This window comes from Hymenobacter nivis, from assembly GCF_006439025.1.
GTDB classification, from domain to species: domain Bacteria; phylum Bacteroidota; class Bacteroidia; order Cytophagales; family Hymenobacteraceae; genus Hymenobacter; species Hymenobacter nivis_A.
On record NZ_RCYZ01000002.1, the window covers coordinates 361,385 to 383,498 of the forward strand.

General features: G+C 64.9%; 16 protein-coding genes and 1 tRNA gene. 7 read left to right on the top strand and 10 right to left on the bottom strand.

What is annotated here, in order from left to right:
- The 3 genes from EAH73_RS06035 to EAH73_RS06045 all read left to right on the top strand — a co-directional run bounded on the left by EAH73_RS06035 (position 1) and on the right by EAH73_RS06045 (position 2,644).
- Positions 1-717, top strand: a complete 717-nt coding sequence (locus tag EAH73_RS06035; protein WP_140465587.1) for an OmpA family protein — start codon at positions 1-3, stop codon at positions 715-717.
- A gap of 106 nt (positions 718-823) precedes the next feature.
- Positions 824-1,603, top strand: coding sequence for an endonuclease III domain-containing protein (locus EAH73_RS06040; RefSeq protein ID WP_140465588.1), 780 nt, complete (start codon positions 824-826; stop codon positions 1,601-1,603).
- Between the two features lie 57 nt (positions 1,604-1,660).
- Positions 1,661-2,644, top strand: coding sequence for a radical SAM protein (locus EAH73_RS06045; RefSeq protein WP_140465589.1), 984 nt, complete (start codon positions 1,661-1,663; stop codon positions 2,642-2,644).
- On the opposite strand, the gene EAH73_RS06050 is transcribed toward EAH73_RS06045, so the two are convergent.
- A complete protein-coding gene (locus tag EAH73_RS06050) occupies positions 2,641-3,132 on the bottom strand; it encodes a hypothetical protein (RefSeq protein WP_140465590.1) in 492 nt (163 codons plus the stop codon). The genes EAH73_RS06045 and EAH73_RS06050 overlap by 4 nt on opposite strands.
- A 52-nt stretch (positions 3,133-3,184) precedes the next feature.
- On the opposite strand from EAH73_RS06050, the gene EAH73_RS06055 reads away from it, so the two are divergent.
- Positions 3,185-3,718, top strand: coding sequence for a gamma carbonic anhydrase family protein (locus EAH73_RS06055; RefSeq protein ID WP_140465591.1), 534 nt, complete (start codon positions 3,185-3,187; stop codon positions 3,716-3,718).
- A gap of 277 nt (positions 3,719-3,995) precedes the next feature.
- A complete protein-coding gene (locus EAH73_RS23360) occupies positions 3,996-4,565 on the top strand; it encodes a hypothetical protein (protein ID WP_193560184.1) in 570 nt (189 codons plus the stop codon).
- Positions 4,566-4,958: 393 nt separating this feature from the next.
- On the opposite strand, the gene EAH73_RS06065 is transcribed toward EAH73_RS23360, so the two are convergent.
- Positions 4,959-6,341 (bottom strand): hemolysin family protein, encoded by a 1,383-nt coding sequence (locus tag EAH73_RS06065; RefSeq protein ID WP_240047159.1) that lies wholly within the window; start codon positions 6,339-6,341, stop codon positions 4,959-4,961.
- A gap of 140 nt (positions 6,342-6,481) precedes the next feature.
- Between EAH73_RS06065 and EAH73_RS06070 the strand changes: the two genes are divergently transcribed.
- Positions 6,482-8,662, top strand: coding sequence for a protein-disulfide reductase DsbD family protein (locus tag EAH73_RS06070; RefSeq protein ID WP_317129377.1), 2,181 nt, complete (start codon positions 6,482-6,484; stop codon positions 8,660-8,662).
- Positions 8,663-8,731: 69 nt separating this feature from the next.
- Here the strand turns inward: EAH73_RS06070 and EAH73_RS22920 are convergent.
- From EAH73_RS22920 to dnaE, 4 genes are all read right to left on the bottom strand, one after another.
- Positions 8,732-8,849: transfer RNA gene (locus tag EAH73_RS22920), tRNA-Glu, on the bottom strand.
- Between the two features lie 347 nt (positions 8,850-9,196).
- Positions 9,197-9,610, bottom strand: a complete 414-nt coding sequence (locus EAH73_RS06075; protein ID WP_140465593.1) for a hypothetical protein — start codon at positions 9,608-9,610, stop codon at positions 9,197-9,199.
- 216 nt (positions 9,611-9,826) lie between these two features.
- On the bottom strand, positions 9,827-10,156 hold the full coding sequence (gene trxA / locus EAH73_RS06080) for a thioredoxin (RefSeq protein ID WP_068235800.1): 330 nt from the start codon (positions 10,154-10,156) through the stop codon (positions 9,827-9,829).
- Positions 10,157-10,320: 164 nt separating this feature from the next.
- A complete protein-coding gene (gene dnaE / locus EAH73_RS06085) occupies positions 10,321-14,004 on the bottom strand; it encodes a DNA polymerase III subunit alpha (RefSeq protein WP_140465594.1) in 3,684 nt (1,227 codons plus the stop codon).
- A gap of 341 nt (positions 14,005-14,345) precedes the next feature.
- Between dnaE and EAH73_RS06090 the strand changes: the two genes are divergently transcribed.
- Entirely contained in the window at positions 14,346-15,407 is a 1,062-nt protein-coding gene (locus EAH73_RS06090) for a fatty acid desaturase family protein (protein WP_140465595.1), read from the top strand.
- A gap of 317 nt (positions 15,408-15,724) precedes the next feature.
- Here EAH73_RS06090 and EAH73_RS06095 read toward each other — a convergent pair whose 3' ends face one another.
- From EAH73_RS06095 to EAH73_RS06110, 4 genes are all read right to left on the bottom strand, one after another.
- The gene (locus tag EAH73_RS06095; RefSeq protein ID WP_140465596.1) at positions 15,725-17,905 is read right to left on the bottom strand and encodes a LysM peptidoglycan-binding domain-containing protein; all 2,181 of its coding nucleotides are present in this window, start codon (positions 17,903-17,905) and stop codon (positions 15,725-15,727) included.
- A 69-nt stretch (positions 17,906-17,974) separates the two neighbouring features.
- Positions 17,975-20,893, bottom strand: coding sequence for an outer membrane beta-barrel protein (locus tag EAH73_RS06100; protein WP_140465597.1), 2,919 nt, complete (start codon positions 20,891-20,893; stop codon positions 17,975-17,977).
- Between the two features lie 65 nt (positions 20,894-20,958).
- The gene (locus EAH73_RS06105) at positions 20,959-21,606 is read right to left on the bottom strand and encodes an O-methyltransferase (protein WP_240047160.1); all 648 of its coding nucleotides are present in this window, start codon (positions 21,604-21,606) and stop codon (positions 20,959-20,961) included.
- A gap of 46 nt (positions 21,607-21,652) precedes the next feature.
- Complete coding sequence (locus tag EAH73_RS06110; RefSeq protein ID WP_140465598.1) at positions 21,653-22,102, bottom strand: YDG/SRA domain-containing protein; 450 nt, start codon at positions 22,100-22,102, stop codon at positions 21,653-21,655.
- Positions 22,103-22,114: the final 12 nt, after the last annotated feature.

The following is a 22,114-nucleotide window of genomic DNA, read 5'->3' on the forward strand; positions in this document are numbered from 1 at the left end:
ATGAAAAATCTCCGCACTCCTTTTTCTTTCTTGCTGGCGTTGCTGCTGCTGGTGGGCCAACTGGCGCAGGCCCAAAGCACCACCGTGACTACGGCCAAGCCCAAGGGCATGACCAAAACGCTGAAGGGCGGCATCATCGGCGGCCTGGGCGGGGCGGCCGGCGGGGCCCTGTTGGGCCGCGTGATTGGCGGTAAATCGGGCACGGCCAAGGGTGCCATCCTGGGCGCCGTGGTGGGCGGCGGGGCCGGCGTGCTCATCGGCCGCAAAATGGACAAGCAAGCCGCCGAGCTGCGCCGCGACCTGGAAGGCGCGACCGTGGAGCGCGTGGGCGAAGGCATTAAAATCACGTTCGCCTCGGGCATCCTGTTCGCCAGCAACTCCTCGACGCTGACGGCTGCCGCCGCCGGCAACATCGACGAGCTGGCCACCACGCTCCAGAAATACCCCGACACCAACGTGGTGGTGGAAGGCCACACCGACAGCTCGGGCTCCGACGCCATCAACCAGCCCCTGAGCCAGCGCCGCGCCCAGGCCGTGGCCAACGAGCTGACCGGCAAGAGCGTGGATTCGGCCCGCATCACGGCCACGGGTTACGGCTCGTCGCAGCCCGTGGCCGACAACACCACCGTGGCCGGCAAAGCTGCCAACCGCCGCGTGGAAGTAGCCATTTTCGCCAACGAAAAAATGCAGAAGGCCGCTAAGAAGGGCACGCTGTAAGCGCAACGCTGCAAAACAAAAAAGTCCGGCGGCCCACTCGGGCCGCCGGACTTTTTTGTGGGCCCCGGGCGGCAACCTTCGCCGGGGCGGGGCGGTACAACCGGCCATGCCCGCACCTGCCGCCACCTACGCTTCGGACGCCGCCGCCAAGGCCCTGGCCGACCACGATATCCTCGACCAGTTTTATGGCCACTTGCCGCCGGTGGCCCGGCGCACGCCCATGCGCGAACTGATTTCTACGGTGCTCTCGCACCGCACCACTCACGCCGACGAAGAGCTGGCCTACGACCGGATGCTGGAGGCCTTCGGCGACTGGCCCGGCGTGCTGGGGGCCCCAGTGGACGACCTCATCCACGCCATCCGCACCACGCGCTGGCCGGCCACGCAGGCGCCGCGCATCCAGGAGATTCTGCGGCGCATTCAGGCTGAGACGGGCGGTAAGTTTGACCTCGACTTCCTGGCCGACTGGCCCACCGACCGCGCCATGGCCTGGCTGACGGACATGCCCGGCATTGGCCTGAAGACGGCTTCGCTGGTGCTGCTCTTCAACTACCACCACCCCGTGCTGCCGGTGGATGCGCACGTGCACCGCGTGGCCCAGCGGGTAGGGTTTCTGGGGCCCAAAGTGTCGGTGGAGAAGGCGCATAGCGTGCTGCTGGCCCTGCTGGGGCCCCGGCTCGACGCCGAAGGACTGTTCAACTTCCACAAGCACAACTACTGGCACGGGCAGCAAATCTGCTTTTTCCTGAAGCCCAACTGCTCGCGCTGTCCCCTCAAAGGCTTTTGCAACTACTTCCAAGAGCACTACGGCGCCGCCACCCCCGAGGCCCTGGCCGCCACGCCCACCGCCTGGGACGCCGCCGCCTGGGGCAAGCTGCCGCACTAACTTCGCGGAACGGGTCGGCCGGGGCCCCACTGGCGTCCGCCGCCCATTCCTCTGCCCATGCGCCTCGTTAAGCACCCCGTTCTCTGCAATTACTACGTCACGTACCGCTGCAATGCGAAGTGCGCGTTTTGCGACATCTGGGAGAAGCCCTCGCCCTACATCACGCTCGACGACGTAGACCGCAACCTGCGCGACCTCAAGCGGTTGGGCGTGTCGGTGATTGATTTTACCGGGGGTGAGCCGCTGCTGCACCGCCAGCTGCCCGACTTCCTGGCGCTGGCGCGGGAACTGGGTTTCATCACTACGGTGACCACCAACGGCTTGCTGTACCCGAAAAATGCGGAGAAGCTGCGCGGCCTGGTGGACATGCTGCACTTCTCGCTCGACTCGGCCGACCGCGACACCCACGACCGGGGCCGCGGCGTGGCCTGTTACGATTTCGTGCTCGAAAGCATCCGCGTGGCCAAGGAGCTGGGCGAGCGGCCCGACATTCTGTTCACCGTTTTCCGCCACAACCTGAAGGACCTGGAGGCCGTGTACCGCGACATTACCCAGCCCAACGGCTTGGTGCTCATTCTCAACCCGGCCTTCGAGTACGGCGACGTGGAAACCGGTGAGCAGCTCACCGCCGAGGAGCTGGACTACCTCTCCGCCTTCGGCCGGCGCAAGGGCGTGTATTTGAACGAGGCCTTCATTGCGCTGCGGCGCGACGGCGGCAACCACGTGGCCGCGCCCGTGTGCCGCGCGGCCAGCACTACGCTCGTCATCTCGCCCAGCAACGAGCTGGTGCTACCCTGCTACCACTTGGGCCAGCAAAAATTTCCCATCGACGGCCGCCTGTTCGACCTTTACGGGGCCCCCGAAACCCAGCGCCTCGCTGCCCTCGAAGGCCGCCTGCCCGCCTGCGAGGGCTGTACCATCAACTGCTACATGCAGCCCAGCTTCGCCGTCGAAACCAGCAAATACTTCTGGCAAGCCCTGCCCAGCACCCTCAAGTACAACTGGGACAAAGGCACCTGGAAGCGGCTGCTGCGGGCCTAGCGCGCCAGCTGGGCCCCCAGCTGGGCCAGCGCCTGCTGCAGTTCTTCCGGGCGCTGAGTGCCCAGCAGTAGGCGGCGGCCATCGGTCAATTCCAGCTGCAGGCCCTGGCTGCCCGCCACGTTCAGGGCCCTATTCTGTGCAGACAACCCCCGGATGCCCCAGCCGCCGTATTCGCCCAGCGGCGAATAGGTGCGCACTTGCGCCGTCCGAACCTGCGCCCACGTCAGGCGCGTCCATCCCAGCGGGCGCATGCGGTAAGTGAGGCCCTGGGCGTCGAGGCGGGTGTCCAAGCGCAGCCAAGCAAACAGCCCCGCTACCAGCAGCACCGGCAGCACCAGGGGCCCCGGCGACCAGCGCGCCGGCCCGTGGGACAGTGCGGCGATGCCAACCGGCAGCAGGGCTAGCACCAGTAACAGCCACCACCAGGGGCGCAGAAAACCTTGGCTTTCGGAGAACACCACGGGGCCGGAAGCGGGGGAGGACGCCATGCGCCAAATATAGCAGCGGCTACCTTTGAGCTTCTATTAACCAGCCCGCCCCATGCCCGCCCTCATCCTGCCCGTTCGCGGCGTTTACCCTGAAATTCCGGCCGATTGCTTCGTGGCCGACAACGCCACGGTGGTGGGCGACGTGGTGCTGGGGCCCGGCTGCACGGTGTGGTTCACGACCGTGGTGCGGGGCGATGTGAACAGCATCCGCATCGGGGCCGGCACCAACATCCAGGACGGGGCCGTGCTGCACTGCACCTACCAGGGCGCGGCCCTGCGCATCGGCGCGCGCGTCAGCATCGGCCACCGGGCCCTGGTGCACGGCTGCACCGTGGAAGACGACGTGCTCATCGGCATGGGCGCCATCGTGATGGACCACGCCGTATTGGGTGCGGGCTGCCTCATCGCCGCTGGCGCCGTGGTGCTTGAGCACACCGTTTGCGAGCCCGGCTACCTCTACGCCGGCGTGCCCGCCCGCCGTATTAAGCCCGTGAGCGAGGCCCAGCGCGCCGGTTTGCGCCGCACCGCTGAGAATTACCAACTCTACGGCAGCTGGTTTGCCGCCCCGCCGGCCCCGGCTGAGTAGGTGAGGCGCGGGTAGGGGAGGGCCCTGTGCCTCCGCCGGAGTGCCGGGCGCCTAGGGGCCCTAAGTTGGCTGGGAAGGTGGGTGCCAACGAGGCCAAAGGCTTAGTGTTAACGCGTTTTTGGTATTTTTTTAAAAAACAAAGCTAATAATTATCAATGCGTTAGTGGCGGTCAGAACGGGCTCAGCGGGTATTTTGTGGGAGATGGACAATCAAGAAAAAATAGGCTGCGTATAGGGAACTATTACCCACCTCTCATCTTTTTCTTCATTTTTCACCATGAAAAAAGCCTATTCTTTAACCCTCGCCCTGGGAGTAATTGTTGGTTCGTTGAGCTCGTGCAGCCGCACCGACTACGCCGCCACTGCCCAGACGCCCGCTCACACGAGCGTTGCCACCACCGTGGCTGCCCCCGCCGCTGAGGCCATTGCCCCCGAAGTAACCGTGGGCACGCCCGCTCCCGTAGCACCAGTGGTAGCCGTGGTTCCTGTGGCCACCGCCCCCGCTCCGGCCGCTGTTGCCGTGGCTCCCAGCAAGTTGGCCAAAGTCAACTCGGCGCAAGTAGTAGCCCAAACGGTGGCCCAGCCCACCGCTAAAGAAGTGAAGCCCACGCTGATCCAGCGCTTGGCCGTTAATAAAGTGATGAAGCAAGTGGCTAAGGCTGAGGCTCGCCAGCAGAACACCGCCAGCACTGCTAAAACCGCTGCTGCTGGTACTGCAATTACGGTGGCTTTGGTCGGTTTGGCCGCGTTGCTGATTGGTATCATTGTTAGCTCGGGCTTCCTCATCACCGTTGGTTCCATCGTGCTGGTGGTAGGCTTGGTGCTCTTCATCCTGAAGTCGCTGTAAGCTACCCGGCTGCTCCGTCACCCACAAAAAAATCCCCGGCATTACGATGCCGGGGATTTTTTTTGTGGCCGCTGGGGCCCCTAGAGAAGCTGTGGGACCCTAGCAGTTTGGCGCTAGTGTACATGGCGACCACTTACTACCAGGCTGCGCTTGGTCTCGCGTGTAGGACCCTGGGGCAAGGCCAAGCACAGCTTAGTGGTACGGATCGATACGTACACTAGCCCCAAACTGCACTAAGCAAGGGCATTGGACCGGAACAAGTAGTTGTGCGAAGGCGAACAAGCGGAAAGGCGCTCAGCATGACCGCCTTCTTTGTTGCAGTAACACTTCGTGCACGAGGCCTACTCACGGACACTGAAGCGCGCCTGTTTTGGGACGCGCTAGCCGGGGGCCCTAAATCTCGGCGCTGAGGTCGTTGCGGGGCTCGGCGGTTTCCTCGGCGCGCACCACGCGCAGCTGTACTAGGTCGATAACGCGGCGCGAGCGCTCCAGCACCCGGAACTCGTAGGGGGCGAGCACGGCCACGTCGCCCACCTCCGGAATACTGCCGTACACCACGTTCAGCAGGCCGCCCACGGTTTCGTAGTCATCGCTCTCGGGCAGTGGGTAGGGCAGGTACTCGTTGGCGTCGGAGATGGACGTGGCAGCAGCCACGCGGTACTCGTCGGCCGATATCTTCTCCACCACGGGCACCTCGTTGTCGTACTCGTCCTGGATTTCGCCCACCAGCTCCTCCATGATGTCCTCAATGGTGACGATGCCCGACACGCCGCCGAACTCGTCGCTCACCACGGCCATCACCGTGTGCTTGCGCTGGAAATTGCGCAGCAAGCGGTTGATTTTCTTGGTTTCGGGCACGAAGTAGGGGGCGCGCATGATGCGGGCCAGCTCCACGGGCTCGTTGCGCCGGATGATGGGCAGCAAGTCCTTCACGTTCAGGATGCCCACGATGTTGTCGATGTTGCCTTCGTACACCGGCAGGCGCGAGTAGCCCTCGCTGAACACCGTTTCCAGGATTTGCTCTTCCGAGGCGTGCACGTCGAGAGCGGCCAGCTTAGTGCGCGGCACCATAATTTGGCGCACCATGCGGTCATTAAACTCGAACACGTTCTCGATCAGTTCGTGCTCCGAGTCTTGGATTTCGCCGCTCTGCTTGCTCTGGTCCAGCAACAGGCGCAGCTCGTCGGAGGTGTGGGCCTCGGTGCCGTGGGCCTGCGTGACGCCCACCGCCCCGAGCAGTACGTTGGACGCCTTCGACAGGAACCACGTGAGGGGCAGGGTGGCAAAATAAAACACCCGCAGCGGCAGCACCAGGGCCAGGCTCACGGCCTCGGGCCGCTGGATGGCCAGCGTTTTGGGAAACAGCTCGCCGAAGAGCACGTGCAGGATGGTAATAAAAATCAGCCCCACCACCACCGCCGTGCTGTGGGCCGCGGCCGGCGAAATGGCGATGCTGAACCGGCCCATCGTGTTCAGAATGATCTCGGTAGCCACTTCCTCGCCCACGGCCCCCAGGATCAGGGATGCGATGGTAACCCCCAGCTGCGTGGCCGATAGGTAGCTGTAGAGGTTGTGCAGTACGCTCATCGCCTGCTTGGCTAGGCGGCTGCCTTCCTTGGCTTTGAGCTCGAGCTGCGAAAGACGGACCCGGATGAGTGAGAACTCAGCGGCCACAAAAAACCCGTTGGCTATGATGAGTAGCAGGGTGATCAGAATTTTTAAACCCATGTCGGCGGCCCCCGCGACGCGGACGGTCTGGGGGCCATTGTATCCCAAAAGTACGGACTTTGGCGCGGGGGGTTGGCGGTTTGAACTTTTCAGCCAGCCGATTGTGCTTAGGAAGCCTATTTTTACGGGCTAATGCTGATAAATTTTGTATGAATATTCGCCGGGTTTTAAAATTTTTACTGTTGTGCTTGTTGCCGGCTCTGCCCGCCGCGGCCCAGATTCTGGTGCCCACGCACCTCAGCACGGCCCTTAGCCAGCCCGCCGCCAAGGTGGGCCAAGAGGTGGAGCTGCTGGTGAACGCCCGCATCGACGAGAAGTGGCACCTCTACGCCACCGATTTCAGCGAGGACGTGGGGCCCGTGGTGTTTACACTCAAGTTTGCGCCCAGCGCGGGCTACGCCCTGGTGGGCAAGCCGCAGTCGGTGAAGTCGCACCACCAGCAGGATGAGGTATTCAAGGGCGAGGTGGCTTTTTGGGAAAAAACCGGCCAGATTCGCCAGCGTATCAAAGTGCTCCAGCCGGGGCCCCTCACCATTAAGGCCGAAGCCGACTACCAGAGCTGCACCGACGTGGACGGCCGCTGCGTGCCCGGCAACGAAACCCTGGCCTTTGGGCCCCTGCAAGTGAGCGGCCCGGTCGCCGCTAGCGCCGCCCCCGCCGCCAAGCCAGGTGCCCCGGCCGCTGCCACTGCAGCACCGGCCACACCTGCCGCCGCCGCAACGGTAGCTACTGCCCCTGCTGCCGCCGCCACGGCCCCCGCCGCCCCGCTGGGGGCCCCAGTGGCCCCTGAAACGACCGCTGCCACGGCCACCGCCGGGGCCCCTGAAACGACCACCACCACGGCCACCGCTGGGGCCCCTACTGTAGCAGTGGCCGTGGCCGGCGCCCCGGTGGCCGACGCGGGCGGGCTGTGGAGCTTCGGCTTGCTGGCCTTCATTTCGGGGCTGGCGGCGCTGCTCACGCCCTGCGTGTTCCCGATGGTGCCCATGACGGTTTCGTTCTTCACCGGCAGCGGTGGCACGCGGCGCGAAGGCATCCTCAAAGCCGTGGTGTACGGCCTGAGCATCATCGTGATATATACGCTGATTGGCGTGGTGGTGGCCCGCCTGCTGGGCGAAGACGGTCCCAACTTCATGGCCACGCACTGGCTACCGAACCTGCTGTTTTTTGTCGTGTTCGTGGTGTTCGGCCTCTCGTTTCTGGGCTTGTTTGAAATCACGCTGCCCAGCGGCCTCGTGAACAAGGCCGACGCGCAGGCCGACAAGGGCGGTTGGCTGGGGGTATTCTTCATGGCCTTCACGCTGGTGCTCGTGTCGTTCAGCTGCACGGGGCCCATTGTGGCCACGGTGCTGGGCTTGGCCGCCCGCGGCCAGACGCTGGCGCCGGTGGTGGGCATGTTGGGCTTCTCGCTGGCCTTTGCGCTGCCCTTCACGCTATTCGCCATCTTCCCGTCGTGGCTGAAAAGCCTGCCCCGTTCGGGCGGCTGGCTGAACACGGTGAAGGTGGTGCTGGGCTTCGTGGAGCTGATGCTGGCCCTGAAATTCCTGAGCATGGTGGACCTGGCCTACCACTGGGGCATCCTCACCCGCGACGTGTACGTGGTGCTCTGGATTGTGCTTTCGGCCTTGCTCGGGCTGTACTTGCTGGGCAAATTCCGCCTCTCGCACGACTCGCCGCTGGAGCACCTGAGCGTGGGCCGGCTGCTGCTGGCGGTGCTGGCCTTCAGCTTCATGACGTATTTGGTGCCGGGCCTATTTGGGGCCCCGCTGCCGCTGCTGGCCGGCTACCTGCCGCCCCAGAGCCGCCACGATTTCTCGCTGGCCGCCGGGGGGCCCGCCACGCCAGTGCAGGCCGCCGGCGCGCTGGCCGAAACCCCGCGCTTCGGCGACTTCCTGGAGCTGCCCCACGGCTTGCAGGGCTACTTCGACTTGCAGCAGGGCATTCGGGCGGCCAAGCTGGCGCACAAGCCCATTTTCATCGACTTCACCGGCCACGCCTGCGTGAACTGCCGCAAGATGGAAGCCACCGTGTGGAGCGACCCCGCGGTGCTCAGCCAGCTGCAAAACGACTACGTGGTGGTGGCCCTGTACGTGGACGACAAAACCGAGCTGCCCCAGAACGAGTGGTACACCTCGGCCCGCGACCACCAGCAGAAAACCAGCCTGGGCAAGCAAAACGCTGACCTCCAGGTGACCCGTTACGGTTTCAACGCCCAGCCCTACTACGTGCTGCTCAACCCCGACGACCCCACGGGCAAACCGCTCGTGACGCCCATCGCCTACGAGCCCAACGTGGCGCAGTTTGCGCAATTCCTGAAGGAAGGGCGGCGCAGCTACCAGGCCCGGCACGGGGCCGTAGCGGCCCGATAGCCGCAAAGTGCAAAAGCACTAAAATCGAAAAGAGGCGACTTTATATCAAAGTCGCCTCTTTTCGATTTTTGGCTGTAGCGGAAGGACTTGAACCTCCACGAAGTGGTTAGCCGGCCGGGGGGCCGATTTATCCCGAACCTTCACCCTCGAGAGAGGAGGGTGTGTCTGCCAGTTCCACCACACTACAAGTTATCAGCCGGAGTTTTCGGCTGTTGGCGGGTGCAAAGGTAGAATAAGATTAAATAGTTTTCCGCATTAAAAATGTAATGAAAACGTCACAACAAACGATTGTTAGTTTTTATAATGCTGATTAAGAATAATATATAGCCAGCAAATTTTTAATTTTTTATTCTTTCGCACGTTTGAGATTGGCCGTGGGGGCCCTAATTGCGCCGCACATTTGCCCGCCCCTGGCCGCCGGGTTGGGCCGCCCAAGCCGTTGCCGGCGGGGCCCCCGCACCGGCTGGTATTGCGCCAAAAAAAGCCCTTCCCGGGCGGGGAAGGGCTTTGAAAACTGGGGCAGTTTGCCCGGTATTACATCGTCTTTTTGGTAGTGGTGGTCGTCGTTCTGTTGGCTTTGTAGCGCATGTCGGGCGTACCGTCGGACTTCATTTTGCCGGTGGTCGTGGTGGTAGTTTTGGCCATTTTATTCTCCTTGTAGCGCATGTCGGGCGTGCCGTCGGCCTTCATTTTGCTGCTGGTGGCCGTCGAGGTCGACGACATGGTGGCCGTTTTGGTGGCCATGTTCTTCGAGCCCACCGGGGCCGTTGTGCCCATCATGCCGGTTTTCGACGTGGTGGTGTGCGTGGTGGTGGCCGGGGTCTGCGACATTTTGGTGGTCGTCATTTTCGACGAGCTCATCGTGCCGGTGGCGGGGGCCGTGGCTTGGGCGTGGGCGGCGCTGCCCAGCAGGCTGAGCGAGAGGAGGAAACCGAGGAGGCGTTTCATAAGGGGAATGGGAAAAGGTGAGTAGGAGGTGAAGATTTTGACACGGCCCGGGAATTGCCCCGATGCCATCGGAAATGTAGCACCGCGGCGCTTATCTCTTGGCTAGGGCCCCGGCGGCCGCAGTGCTCCCTTGGCAAGCGCCGTGCCGAAACCACACAAAAAAGCCCGGACCATAGGGTCCAGGCTTTTTGCATTTATAAACGGAAGTGCGGGCGCTTAGGCCGTTACTTGGGCTTCGAGTTTTTGGGCGAGCACGTGCTTGGGCACGGCGCCTACTTGCTTGTCAACGATCTGACCATTCTTAAACACCAGCAGCGTAGGGATGCTGCGGATGCCGAACTTGGCCGAGGTTTGGGGGTTGGCGTCTACGTCAACTTTGCCCACGATGGCTTTGCCTTCGTATTCGCCGGCCAGCTCTTCCACTACCGGGCCCACCATGCGGCAGGGGCCGCACCATTCGGCCCAGAAATCGACCAGCACCGGCTTGTCGGAGTTGATGATGGACTCGAAGTTGGCATCGGTAATCTCAATTGCTTTGTGTCCCATTTCAGTAAGGGTTACGGGTTATATAGACTCTGGCGTGTACGGCCAACGGGGTCGCAAGGTAGCAGATTGGGGGCTTAACAACGGGCTCCATGGAAAGTTCATGGTTGCTGCGTGGCTCCTTATTATCTACCAAACCCGGCGCGTGGGCATTAGGTTCGGGGCCCTCAAATGAGCTGGCAGGCGTCCATCTCCATCTCCTGCATTTTTTCAATAAAGGCCTTAGGCTCAATCTGAAACTTGCGCGAGAACATGTCCACCGCCAAGTGCTCGTGGGGCTCGGCAAACTGGATTTCGAGGCGCTTGCGGCCCGGCGCGGCCTGGATGGCCTCCTCCAGCCGGTCGAGCATGGGGCCCGTCACGGTGCGCAAATCGAGGCGCACGCGCACGCCCTTGCTCAGCTTATCGGCCACCTCGCTCAGCGGCTGCATGTTGAGAATGCGCAAGTCCCACTGGTCCTGGGTGCCGCGGCGCAGCTCCTGCTTGAGGCGCACGAACATGGGCGGCACCTGCTCGTTGGCGTAGTTGCGCGGGTTGATGAGCGGAGCGAAGCGCGTGTAGTCGTCGCGGAACAGGGCCGGGCTGATGCTCGTCTCGTAGTCCTCCAGGGTGAAGGTGGCGAACGACTGGCCCATTTTAGTGGTCTTGAAGGCCACGTTGGTGATGAGGCCAGCCACGTTAATTTCCTTGTTCTTGTGGCCCTCCACCTTTTCCAGGCCGCAGGTGCAATAGGCGTCCAGCTCCAGCTTGTAGCTGTCCAGAGGGTGGCCCGAGAGGTAGAAGCCCACCACGTCTTTCTCGCGGCGGAGCTGCTCGGTTTTGGTCCAGGGCTCCATCTCGTGCATCTTGGGCAGCGGCGCGGCCACCGCCCCGAAGGCCGAGGCCCCGAATAGGCTGTGCTGGCTGCTCTCCTTGGCGGCGGCGTGCTGCTGGCCCAGCTTCATGGCCTTCTCGATGAGGGGCTGGTCGCCGGCGGGGGCCTCCAGGTACAGGCGGCGGTGCTTGCCAAAGTCGTCGAAGGCGCCGGCCTGGGCCAGGCTCTCGAAGGTTTTCTTGTTCACGGTGCGCAGGTTCACGCGCTTGGCAAAGTCGAAAATGTCGGAGTAGGGCCCCGTCTTTTCGCGTTCCTCCACCATGCACTCCACGGCTAGCTCGCCGGCGCCCTTCACGGCGGCCATGCCGAAGCGGATTTTGCCCTCCTGGTTCACGTTGAACTTCAGCAGGCTTTCGTTCACGTCGGGGCCCAGCACGTCTACGCCCTGCTTGCGGGCTTCCTCGATGAAGAAGGTCACCTTCTTGATGTCGCCCATGTTGTTGGTGAGCACGGCGGCCATGTACTCAGCGGGGTAGTTGGCCTTCAGGTAGCCCGTCTGGTAAGCCACCACCGAGTAGGCGGCCGAGTGCGAGCGGTTGAAGCCGTACTCGGCAAACTTCTCCATCACGTCGAACACCTCGTTGGCCTTCTTCGCCGGAATGCTGTGCAGCTCCAGGGCCCCCTTGGTGAACTTCTCGCGCTCCAGGGCCATCTTTTTCATGTCCTTTTTGCCCATGGCGCGGCGCAGCAAGTCGGCCCCGCCCAGCGAGTAGCCGGCCAGAATCTGCGCCGTTTGCATGATCTGCTCCTGGTACACCATGATGCCCTGGCTGTACTCGAGGATGGGCTTGAGCAGCTCGTGCGGGTACACCACTTCCTCGCGGCCGTGCTTGCGGTTGATGAAGTTCGGGATGAACTGCATGGGGCCCGGGCGGTACAGGGCGTTCATGGCAATCAGGTCCTCGATGTTGGTGGGCTTCAGGTCCTTGAGGTACTGGCGCATGCCCTCGGACTCGAACTGGAACGTGCCAATCGTGTCGCCGCGCTGGTACAGGGCGTAGGTTTTGGGGTCGTCGAGCGGAATGTCGTCAATGTCAATTTTCACGCCGTGGTTGCGCTCGATCAGGCGCATGGCGTCCACAATGATGGTCAGGGTTTTGAGGCCCAGAAAGTCCATCTTCAGCATGCCGGCGCTCTCAATCACCTTGCCGTCGAACTGCGTCACGAGCAGATCCGAATCCTTCGAGGTGGAGACCGGGATGTACTTCGTGATGTCGTCGGGGGCAATGATGACGCCCGCCGCGTGGATGCCCGTGTTGCGCACCGAGCCCTCGAGCTGCACGGCCAAGCGCAGGATCTGGCCCTTTAAGTTGTCGGGGTGCTCGTCGCGCCGCAGCATGTCCAGCTCCTGGTTTTCGGCGAAGGCCTTGGCCAGGGTAGTGCCCACCTGCTCGGGCACCATTTTGGTGAGGTCGTTGGTCTGGGGCAGGGGCAGCTCCATGGCCCGGGCCACGTCTTTGATGGAGCTTTTGGCCGCCATCGTGCCAAAGGTGATGATTTGGGCTACCTGGGTTTTGCCATATTTGCCCACCACGTAGTCGATGACTTTCTGGCGGTTCACGTCGTCAAAGTCGATGTCGATGTCGGGCATCGACACGCGCTCCGGGTTCAGGAAGCGCTCGAACAGCAGCGAGTATTTAATCGGGTCGATGTTGGTGATGCCCACGCAGTAGGCCACCGCCGAGCCCGCCGCCGAGCCCCGCCCGGGGCCCACCGCCACGCCCACCGAGCGGCCGTGGTTGATAAAGTCTTGGGTGATAAGGAAGTAGCCCGCAAAGCCCATCGTCTGGATGATGCGCAGCTCGTAGTTCAGGCGCTCCTCGATTTCGGGCGTGCGCTCGGAGTAGCGCGGCTTGGGGCCCTCGAAAGCGCCTTTGAAGGTGAGGTCGCGCAGGAACTCGTCGGCGTTGGCGAACTGGGCGGGCAGGGGGAAGTTGGGGAGCAAGATGTCGCGCGCTAGCTTGGGCGGCGTGATTTTGTCCACAATCTCGTTCGTGTTGTCCACGCTCTCCGGCACGTCCTCGAAGAGCTCGTTCATTTCCGCCTGCTTCTTGAAGTAGAACTGGTCGTTGGCGAAGCCGAAGCGGGTGTGCGGCTTGGGCTTCTGCAGTTCTTCGTCGATGCGGCGCAGCTGCTTCTGGGCCCGCTCGTCGCGGCCGTGGTTTTGGCGCAGGTTGTCGAGCAGGTCGTAGCGCACCGTGCCGTCGGTGGTGAGCAGGGTGTAGTAGTTGGTGCGGATGTCGCCGACCGGGATGCTGTGTTCCTCGCCGGTGTTCACGCACAGCAGCAGGTCGTGGGCCGCGAAGTCGGTTTGGTCCACGTAGTGCGAGTCGTTGGTGCAGATGACCTTGACGCCGTGCTTGTGGGCCAGGCGCAGCAGCACTTGGTTCACGTCTTCCTGGCTTTTGCCGGTGCCGTCGAAGTTCATCAGCCCGTGCCGCTGGATTTCGATGTAGTAGTCGTCGCCGAACAGGTTCAGCCACCACTTCAGCTTTTCTTCGGCCTCGGTTTCGGAGCGGAACAGGATAGTTTGCGGAATCTCGGCCCCGATGCAGCAGCTGGTGGCAATCAGCCCCTCGTGGTACTGCTCGAGCAGCTCCTTGTCGATGCGCGGGAACTTCGAGTACGAGCCCTCGATGAAGCTCAGGGAGCAGAGCTTGCTCAGGTTGTGGTAGCCGGCCTGGTCCTTGGCCAGCAGCAGCTGGTGGTGGCGCACGTCGCGCTCGCCTTTCTCGCGGCTGAAGGCTTTTTTGTGGCGGTCCTCCACCAAGTAAAATTCGCAGCCCACGATGGGCTTCACGTTGTATTTGTTGGCCTCGGCCACGAAGTTGAAGGCCCCGAACATGTTGCCGTGGTCGGTGAGGGCCACGGCGGGCATGCCGTCGGCCTGGGCCTTTTTCATGAGGGCCCCAATGCTGGCTTGGCCGTCGAGCAGCGAGTATTGGGTGTGGCTGTGGAGGTGCGAGAAAACGGGCATGGCGGCGGGCGGGGCAAAAGGGTACTATAGTAAAGATAAGGCCGGGGCCCCGGGGTTAGTTCGCCGGCCCGGCGCCGGCCCGGGCCCCCCGCGGCGGGCGCGTTTGCCAGCCGATTGATTCTTTGAAAGTTGCGGGGCCCCGCCCGGGCCCGCCGTTTGCACTAGTTTTACACGGCCGAGTTTAAGGCAATTGCGTAAGCTAATAATTACACGGCGCCGCTGTTCACTAGTGGTTCGGCGCTCCTTCCCTCATTGCCTCCTTTGGGTCTAACCGCCTGTGGGTTCCTACCCACAAGCCGTATTGGCGCGCCGGGCAGCGAAAAACGGCTCATTTCATCCTCATGAAAGACCTCGCTGCCTCTACCGACCCGGGCTATTCCCCCGTTGCGGCCCCGTCGTGGTTCCACCAATTTGCCGCGCGCTACGTGCAGGACGAGCGCGACCTGCCGTTTGTGTACCTGCTGCTGCAAATTTCGCTCACCATGTTGCCGCTGGCGGCGCTGCTGTTCGTGCCCGCCCTCACGGGCGCGGCGTGGTGGGCGGCGGCCGGGCTATATTTTTTCCTGGGCACGTTCTATTTCAAGGGGCCCCTGGGGCTGATGATGCACTGCACCACGCACCGGCCCCTGTTCAAAAAGGCGCACAAGTGGCTCAATAAGTTTACGCCCTGGGTGGTGGGGCCCCTGTTTGGCCAAACCCCGGAAACGTACTTTACCCACCACATGGGCATGCACCACCCGGAGAACAACCTGCCCGACGACGAAAGCTCGACCATGTTTTACCAGCGCGACTCGGCTTGGGGCTTTTTGCACTATTTGGGCGATTTCCTGGTGCTGGGCGTAGTGCGCCTGCTGGGCTACCTGGGCCGCACCCGCAAGTTCACGCTCCGCTTCCGGGCCGTGCGCGGCGAGCTGGCCTATGCGGCCGTGGTGGTGGGCCTGGCGTTCGTCAACCTGCCGGCCACGCTGGTGGTGTTCCTGGGGCCCCTGCTGGTCACGCGCATCGTGATGATGCTGGGCAACTGGAGCCAGCACGCCTTCATCGACGGCAACGCGCCCGAAAATTGCTACACCAACAGCGCCACCTGCATCAACACGGCCTACAACCACAAGTGCTGGAACGACGGCTACCACATCAGCCACCACCTGCGCCCGGCCCTGCACTGGACCGAGCATCCCGCCAACTTCCGCCAGCACGTGGGCGAGTACGCCGCCAACGACGCCGTGGTGTTCGACGGCATCCATTACCTGCACATCTTCGCCTTCCTCATGCTGAAGCGCTACGACTTGCTGGCCAAGAACTTCGTGAACCTGGGCGGCCGCTACGGCTCCGACGCCGACGTGGTGGCCCTGCTGCGCAGCCGCACCCGGCGCATTGCCCGGCCGGTGCTGGTGGCAGCGTAAGGCGGCAGTAAATAAGCTTTGTGTGGGGCCCCCACCGCGCTGCGCGGTGGGGGCCCCACTGCGTTACCGGGGCAGTAGGTTTTATTCAGCGCCGCGTAAAACCGGGTTGCCCGCGCGTAGCCAGCCACGCGGATGCGCTCGTTAGTGCCGGCCACGCTGCCGGTAAAAGGCGCCCGCTGCCAACACTGTGCGGCCAAGCGGCTCTTGTGGTAGTTAGGCTGCCGCCAAGGCACGCGCAACGTGTGCCCCACTGGCACCGCCAAACCCAACAATTGGGAAAATGTGCGTACGGCCGCCGGGCCAGGAAAGCGAAATGATTAGCGGGCCGGCGGAGCGTTCATGCGCAGCACTTCGCCCAGGCGCACGCTGGGGTCGGGCTTGTGGTTCCAGGCCTGCAAATCGCTCACGCTCACCGCGTAGCGCTTCGATAAGCTGTAGAGGGTTTCGCCGGCCAGCACCGCGTGCCACACTGCGGGCGCGGCCGTGGCGGCGGGTGGCGCTGGGGCCCCCGCTGCTGGCGCCGCGGCCGGCGCGGCCGTGGCCCGCGGCTGGTAAATGATGCCCGTGGTGCTGGGGGCCCCGGCGGCGGGCGGCGGCGTCAGGCGCAGCACCTGGCCCACGGTGAGGCCGGCGTTGGGTGGCAGCTGGTTCCAGGCCAGCAGGTCGGCGGGGCGCAGGTTGTAGCGGCGGGCAATGGCGTACACGCCCTCGTGGGGCTGCACTTGGTAGCGGCTGGGCACGGCGGGCGCAGCCGTAGCCGCAGGGGCCGTAGCTACTGGAGGCGCGGCCACGGGCTTCGCCGCCACCGGGCGCGCCGGAGCAGGGGCGGGGGCAGGCGCGGGCCGCGTGGGGCGCGCCACCGGGGCGGCCTCGGCTGCGGATGGCGTGGGCCGGCGCACGGGCACGGGCGGGGCGGGCGGCGGGGCGGGTTCCTCCTCCTCTACCACTTCTGGCACGGGGGTGGGTTTTGCTGGGGCGGGCCGGTACACTACGGTCGGCACCACGGCTGGTACCACGGCCGGCACCGGGGCGGGGGCGGCCGTGGGCAGGGGCCCCGACCGCCGCGGGCGCGTGGGCAGCGGCACCGGCCAGCCCGCCCGCGCATCGTCTGCGTCGTCGGCGGTGGCATCGGTGCCGTCGCTGGGCGGGGTGGCGGCGGGCGCGGCCGGGCGCGGGGCGGCGGCTACCAGCACGGGGCCGGGGGCCCTGGTTTCGGGCGGGGTGCGGTACTCGATGGCCACGTGGCGGGGGCGCGTGTGCTGGAGCCACAGCACCCGTCCGGGGCGCAACGCCTCCGAGGGGGCTAGGCGGTTTTTGTTGAGCAGCGCGTGCCGGCGCACCCCGAATTTCTGGGCCACGTCGGCCACCGTTTCGTTGGGCTGCACCACGTAATACTCCACCTCCGCGTCGTCGCGCTTGCCTTCGAGGTAGTAGGGGCGGCCGGGCACGGCGGCGTCAAACGGGCGCAAGTCGTTGTCGCGCAAGAAACGGGGCAGGTGCTGGCCGCCGCGCCGGGCCAGGTCGGCGGTGGTTTCGCCGGGCAGGGCGATGAGGGCGCGCAGGTCGTTCACGCGCACCTCGGCGGGGTGGCGGGCGTCGGCCACGGGGCGGGCGGGCAGGTCGGGGCTGGCGCCCTGGCCCTGGCGGGCCAGCACGGCGGCGGCCTGGGCCGCGGTGGCCACGGGCACCACCAGGGTGTAGGCGCGGCCGTCGGTGGGCACGGTAGCTGCTAGTAGCCAGCGGTTTTGGGTGGCCAAAGCCTCGGGCGGTACGCCCAGGGCCTGCGCCTGTTGGGCCAGGCCCTGGCCCGGCACGGCCGGCAACTCGCGCAGTCGCGCCGGGTTTGGGTTCAGGCCGCAGGCAGGCTCGTAGGCCAGCTTCTGGGCCAAGAACATGAGCACGTAGGGCGACGTATCGGCGGTGATGGCCATTTCGGTGGCCCCGGCGTCGGTGGGCAGGGTGTAGGGCCGCACGCCGCCCAGGCCGGTGTAGTAGCTCAGCAGCGCATCGAGCCAGTTGCGGAGCGCGGCGTTGCTCTGCAGCAGGTAGCGGGCGGCCCCGCGGGTGCTGGCGGCCAGGTGCTTGCGCTCATCCACGGCCCCGTCCACGCGCAGGCCCAGGCCGGTGGCGGTTTCGCGCTTGAACTGCCAGTAGCCCACCGCGCCGTGCGCGCTCTCGGCGTCGGGCAGCAGGGCGCTTTCCTGCAAGGCCAGGTACCGGAAATCGCGCGGCACGCCCGCCTGCTGCAAGGTTTGGTCGATGAGTGGAAAGGCCGCATCGGCCAAGTCCACCCGGGCCTGAAACGAAGGCTGGTGCCGGACCAGCGCATCGGCCCGGGCCTGTACCAGGCGCCGGGCCTCCTCCGTGAGCACCAGGTGCAGGCCCAGGGCATCCAGCTCGGCCGGCACGCTGGGGTGGGCCCCGGCGGCCGGGCGCTGGGCCGCCGCCGGGGCCCCGGCCAGTGCCAGCAGCGCCAACAACAAAAAGCGGGTATTCAAGGGAAAACGCAAGGGAAGTAGCAGGCTAGCAAAGTACAAAGAACGGCCTTTGTGCTACTAATGCGGTGGCTACGCCCCGCCGGGGGGCGGGCCCCCACCGCCGGGGGGCGGGCCGAAGCCGCCGCGCCGCCCGCCGCCCTCGCCCCGGCCGCCGCCCTCGCCGCGCCCGGGGCGGTCCTCGCCGGGGCCCTGGGGCGTTTGCACGTTGCCGCTGCGGATGTTGTAGGTGAACATGAGCATGAAGTAGCGCTGCAAAATGGTGGTGCGCACGTCCTCGTAGTACGCCTCCGTCACGTTGCGCTGGATGCTGCGGTTCTGGCCCAAGAGGTCGAAGGCGTAGATTTTAATTTCGCCCCGCTGGCCCGGGAATACCTTCTTGCCCACGCTGGCGTTCCAGAGGATGTACTGCTGGTTGTAGCCCGCCGAGAGGCCGGCGTATGCCTGGTGGGCCACGTCGGTTTGGATGTTGATGCCGGGGCCCACAATCCAGCCCAGGCGCAGGCGCGTCACCTGCGAATAGTAGTTGGTGTTGAGGCGGGTTTGCAGCGTGTTGCGCACGTAGCTCTGGGTGGCGTTGGTCGAGAGCGTAAAGTCGAGCTGCGGGCTGATGTTGGAGCTGAGCACGAGGCCCGCGCCCAGGGCCGGCGTGCGGGCGTAGTTGAGGCCCCCGTTCACGATGCCGGGGTTCTGCGCGTAGCTGGCGCTCAGGTTTACGTTCAGGTTGGTTTTAATGGCCTTGAGGGGGCGGCCGTAGCTGGCCTGGGTGCGCAGGTTGTACTGCTGGCTCAGGTTGGTGGGCTGCGTGAGCTGGGCCCCGGCGGGCAAGTTCACGAGGCCCGCGCCCTCGGGGGCCACGGCCGTGTCGCGGATGGCCACGATGCTGCGGTTGGCAATCGGGTTTTGGGTGAACGAGCCCGAGAGCAAAGCGAAGAAGTTGCTCGACGCCTTCAGGTTAGAAGCCGAGTAGCGCAGCACCGCCGAGTGCCCGTACTCCTGCCGCAGGTTGGGGTTGCCGATGGTGAGCTGGAGCGGGTTGGAGTTGTTTACCACGGCCTGCAGCTGGCTGATGCTGGGCGGGTTGGTATTGGTGCGGTAGAAGATGCGCAAGTTTTTCTGGCGCGAAAACCGGTAGTTCAGCATGGCCTGGGGCAGCAGGTTCACGAAGGTGTAGCGCCCCGTGCCCTCGCGCGGAAACTGCGAGGTGCTCATCAACTCGGAGTACTGCCCGGCCACGCCCAGGCTGGCCTGGTACTTGGGCGTGACGTGCCGGTAGCTGAGGCCCCCGGCCTGGGTGAGGTAGTAGTTCTGGAATACGTTGCTCAGGGCCGTGTCGAGGCGCGGGTTTTGGCGGCCGGCGTCGGCGTAGTCCAGCGTGCGCTTATCGGAGTTGTTGGGCGCGTAGTTGATGTTGTAGTTCGCCTGGAGCTGGTCGGTTTTGCTCAGCGGCTCGGTGTATGCCAGGTTGGCGCCTACGTTGCCGCCGTGCTGGGCCAGGTCGCTGTGCTGATTGAGGTTGGCGGCGGGCGAGCCGGTGTTGGTGGTGAGCAGGTCCGAGTTGCCGTCCTTGTTGTTGTAGCCGCCGTTCAGGTTCAGCGAAACGGTGCGGCCCACGCGGCGGTAGCGGTGGCGCAGCAGCAGGTTGCCGCCGGTGTTCACACCATTGTAGAGGGCGGCGTAGTCGGAGTTGATCTGGCTCTGCACCACGCCGTTGCGGGCCGTGAGGCCCTGCAAGCTGCTGGTGCCGTTGTTGCGCTGGAAGCTGAGGCGCGGGGTGAACAGCAGCGAGTTGGTCGAGTCAATCTGGTGCTCTAGGCGCAGGTTGAAGCGGTGGTTGGTGTTGAGGCTGCCCGAGTTGGCGTCCTGGTTGTAGGTGCTGCCCGCCGCCGTCACGTAGAAGCGCTGCGTGTTGCTCAGCACCCGGTTGTCGGCCCGGTTGTAGAAGTAGCTGCCCGTGAGCTGGGTTTTCTTGTTCCAGCTGTTGGAGTAGTTCAGGCCCAGTGCGTTGGTTTTGGTGATGCCGCCGCTCTGGTTCACCAGGAAGTTGCCGGCTGAGCCGCCGCCCCCGCCGCCGCGCCCGCCCTGGCCCCCGCCGCCCGCCACGCCCAGCAGGTCGTCGGTGCCGAAGTTCTGCTCGTTCACGTTGTTGCTCTGCGCCAGCACCGAAATGCGCCGCTCGCCGTGGAAGTTGTTGAGGTTGCCGCTGAGGCGGTAGCGGGCCGCGTCGTTGCTGGCCGCGTCGCGCTGGCCGGCGGGCCCCACGCCGCCCACCACGCGCCCGAAGCTGCCGTTGCGGTACTCGGCCTTGGTGATGACGTTGATGGTTTTGGTGGTGTTGCCGTCGTCGAAGCCCGAAAACCGGCTTTGCTCGCTGCGCTGGTCAAACACCTCAATCTTGTCGATGGCGTCGGCGGGCAGGTTCTTGAGCACCGCGTCGGGGTCGGTGCCGAAAAACGGCTTGCCGTCCACCAGCACCTGCTGCACGGTTTCGCCCTGGGCCTGCACCTTGCCGTCGGTGCCCACCGTCACGCCGGGCATCTTCTGGAGCAGGTCGCCGGCCGTGGCGTCGGGGTTGGTTTTGAAGGCCCGGGCGTTAAACTGCGTTGTGTCGCCCTTCTGCGAAGCCAGCTGGGCGGCGGCCGTCACCACCACGCCCTTCAGTTGCACGCCGCCCACGGCCAGGGCCAGCGTGCCCAGGCGCACGGGCTCGGCCCCTACGGTAACTGCTTGGCGCAGGCGCTGGTAGCCCACAAAAGAGGCGTCGAGCAGGTAGCGCCCGGGGGCCACGTTGTCGAACTGAAACCCGCCCTGGGCGTCGGCCGCCACGCCGCTGCGCGCCGAGTCGGGCAGGTGAATCAGCAGCACGTTGGCCCCGATGAGCGGGCTTTGGTCCTTGCCGTCGGCCACGCGCCCGCTCACAGGCACGGCGGTGGTTTGGGCGTGTGCGGCGAAGGCAGAGCCCAGGCACAGCGGCAGTAAGTAGCGTTTCATCAAGCGGTAGGAACGGGCGGCGAAAGGGAAGAAAGGCAAGATAGGGCCCCGGACGCCGCGGGGCCCTACTTCCGGCGCAGCAGCAGCAAGCCGTCGCGCAGGGGCAAGAACACGGGCTCCACGCGCGGGTCGCGGGCCACTTGGTCGTTGAAGGCTTGCACGGCGGGCGTATCCTTGTCGCCGGGCTTCAGGGCGTGGCCCGGCAGCACTTTGCCGCTCCACAGCACATTGTCGACGATCAGCAATCCACCCGGCCGCACCTGGCCGATAACGGCCTCAAAGTAAGCGGCGTTGGCGCGCTTGTCGGCGTCAATAAAGACCAAGTCCCACACTTCGTCGGCCAACTCGGGCAAAACGTCGTGCGCGTCGCCGATGTGCAGCGTCACGCGCTCGGTGAGGCCCGCCGCCGCCACGTAGCGCCGGATGCGTGCCTCCCGCTCGGGGTTGATTTCGATGGTGTGCAAGTGCCCGGCCGGGGCCAGCCCCTCGGCCAGGCACAGCGTGGCGTACCCGCAAAAGGTGCCGATTTCGAGCACCCGCCGGGGCCCCATCAGCTGGCTCAGCAGGCTCAGAAAGCGCCCTTGCACGTGGCCGCTGCTCATGCGCGGCAGCAGCATTTGCAAGTGGGTTTCGCGGGTGAGCTGGGCCAGCAGCGGCGGCTCGGGGGCCGTGTGGGCGGCGGCGTACCGCTCGGTGGACTCTTCGGATTGCACGGGCGTGGGAAACGGTGGGGCGAGGGCGCCCGCCGCAAAGGTCGTGCTACGCCCGCCAAGGCTCCAGCCGAAACCGCCACACCTTATATCCTGATTTGCCCACTACGTACGTGTGCGCCACCACTCCAAACAGCCCTTCGTAGCGAAACTGCTGGGCCGCCGGGGCCCCCGCAATGCGCCGGAACACGCGCACCGGCCGGCCCGTTTCCTGGCTGCGCACCAGGCCTTGGTTGCGGTGCGTGAGGATTTGGTCGGTGGCCTGGCGGCCGGTTTTAGGGTCGCGCCCGCCGTGCCCGGCGTACCAGAAGTAGTCGTCGTGAATCTCGTCGTCCTCGTACTGGTCGGCCAGGATGATGCTTTCGGCCCCGTGCTGGGCCGTGGCGCACACGCCCGCCCGTAGCGGCCGGTGCTGGCCCCGTTCGGCCAGTTCGTGGCGCGAGGCAAATAGGTCACCGGCCCGCGCCGTGCCCACGTGGCCGAAGGTGGATAATGCCATGTTTGCCTGGTC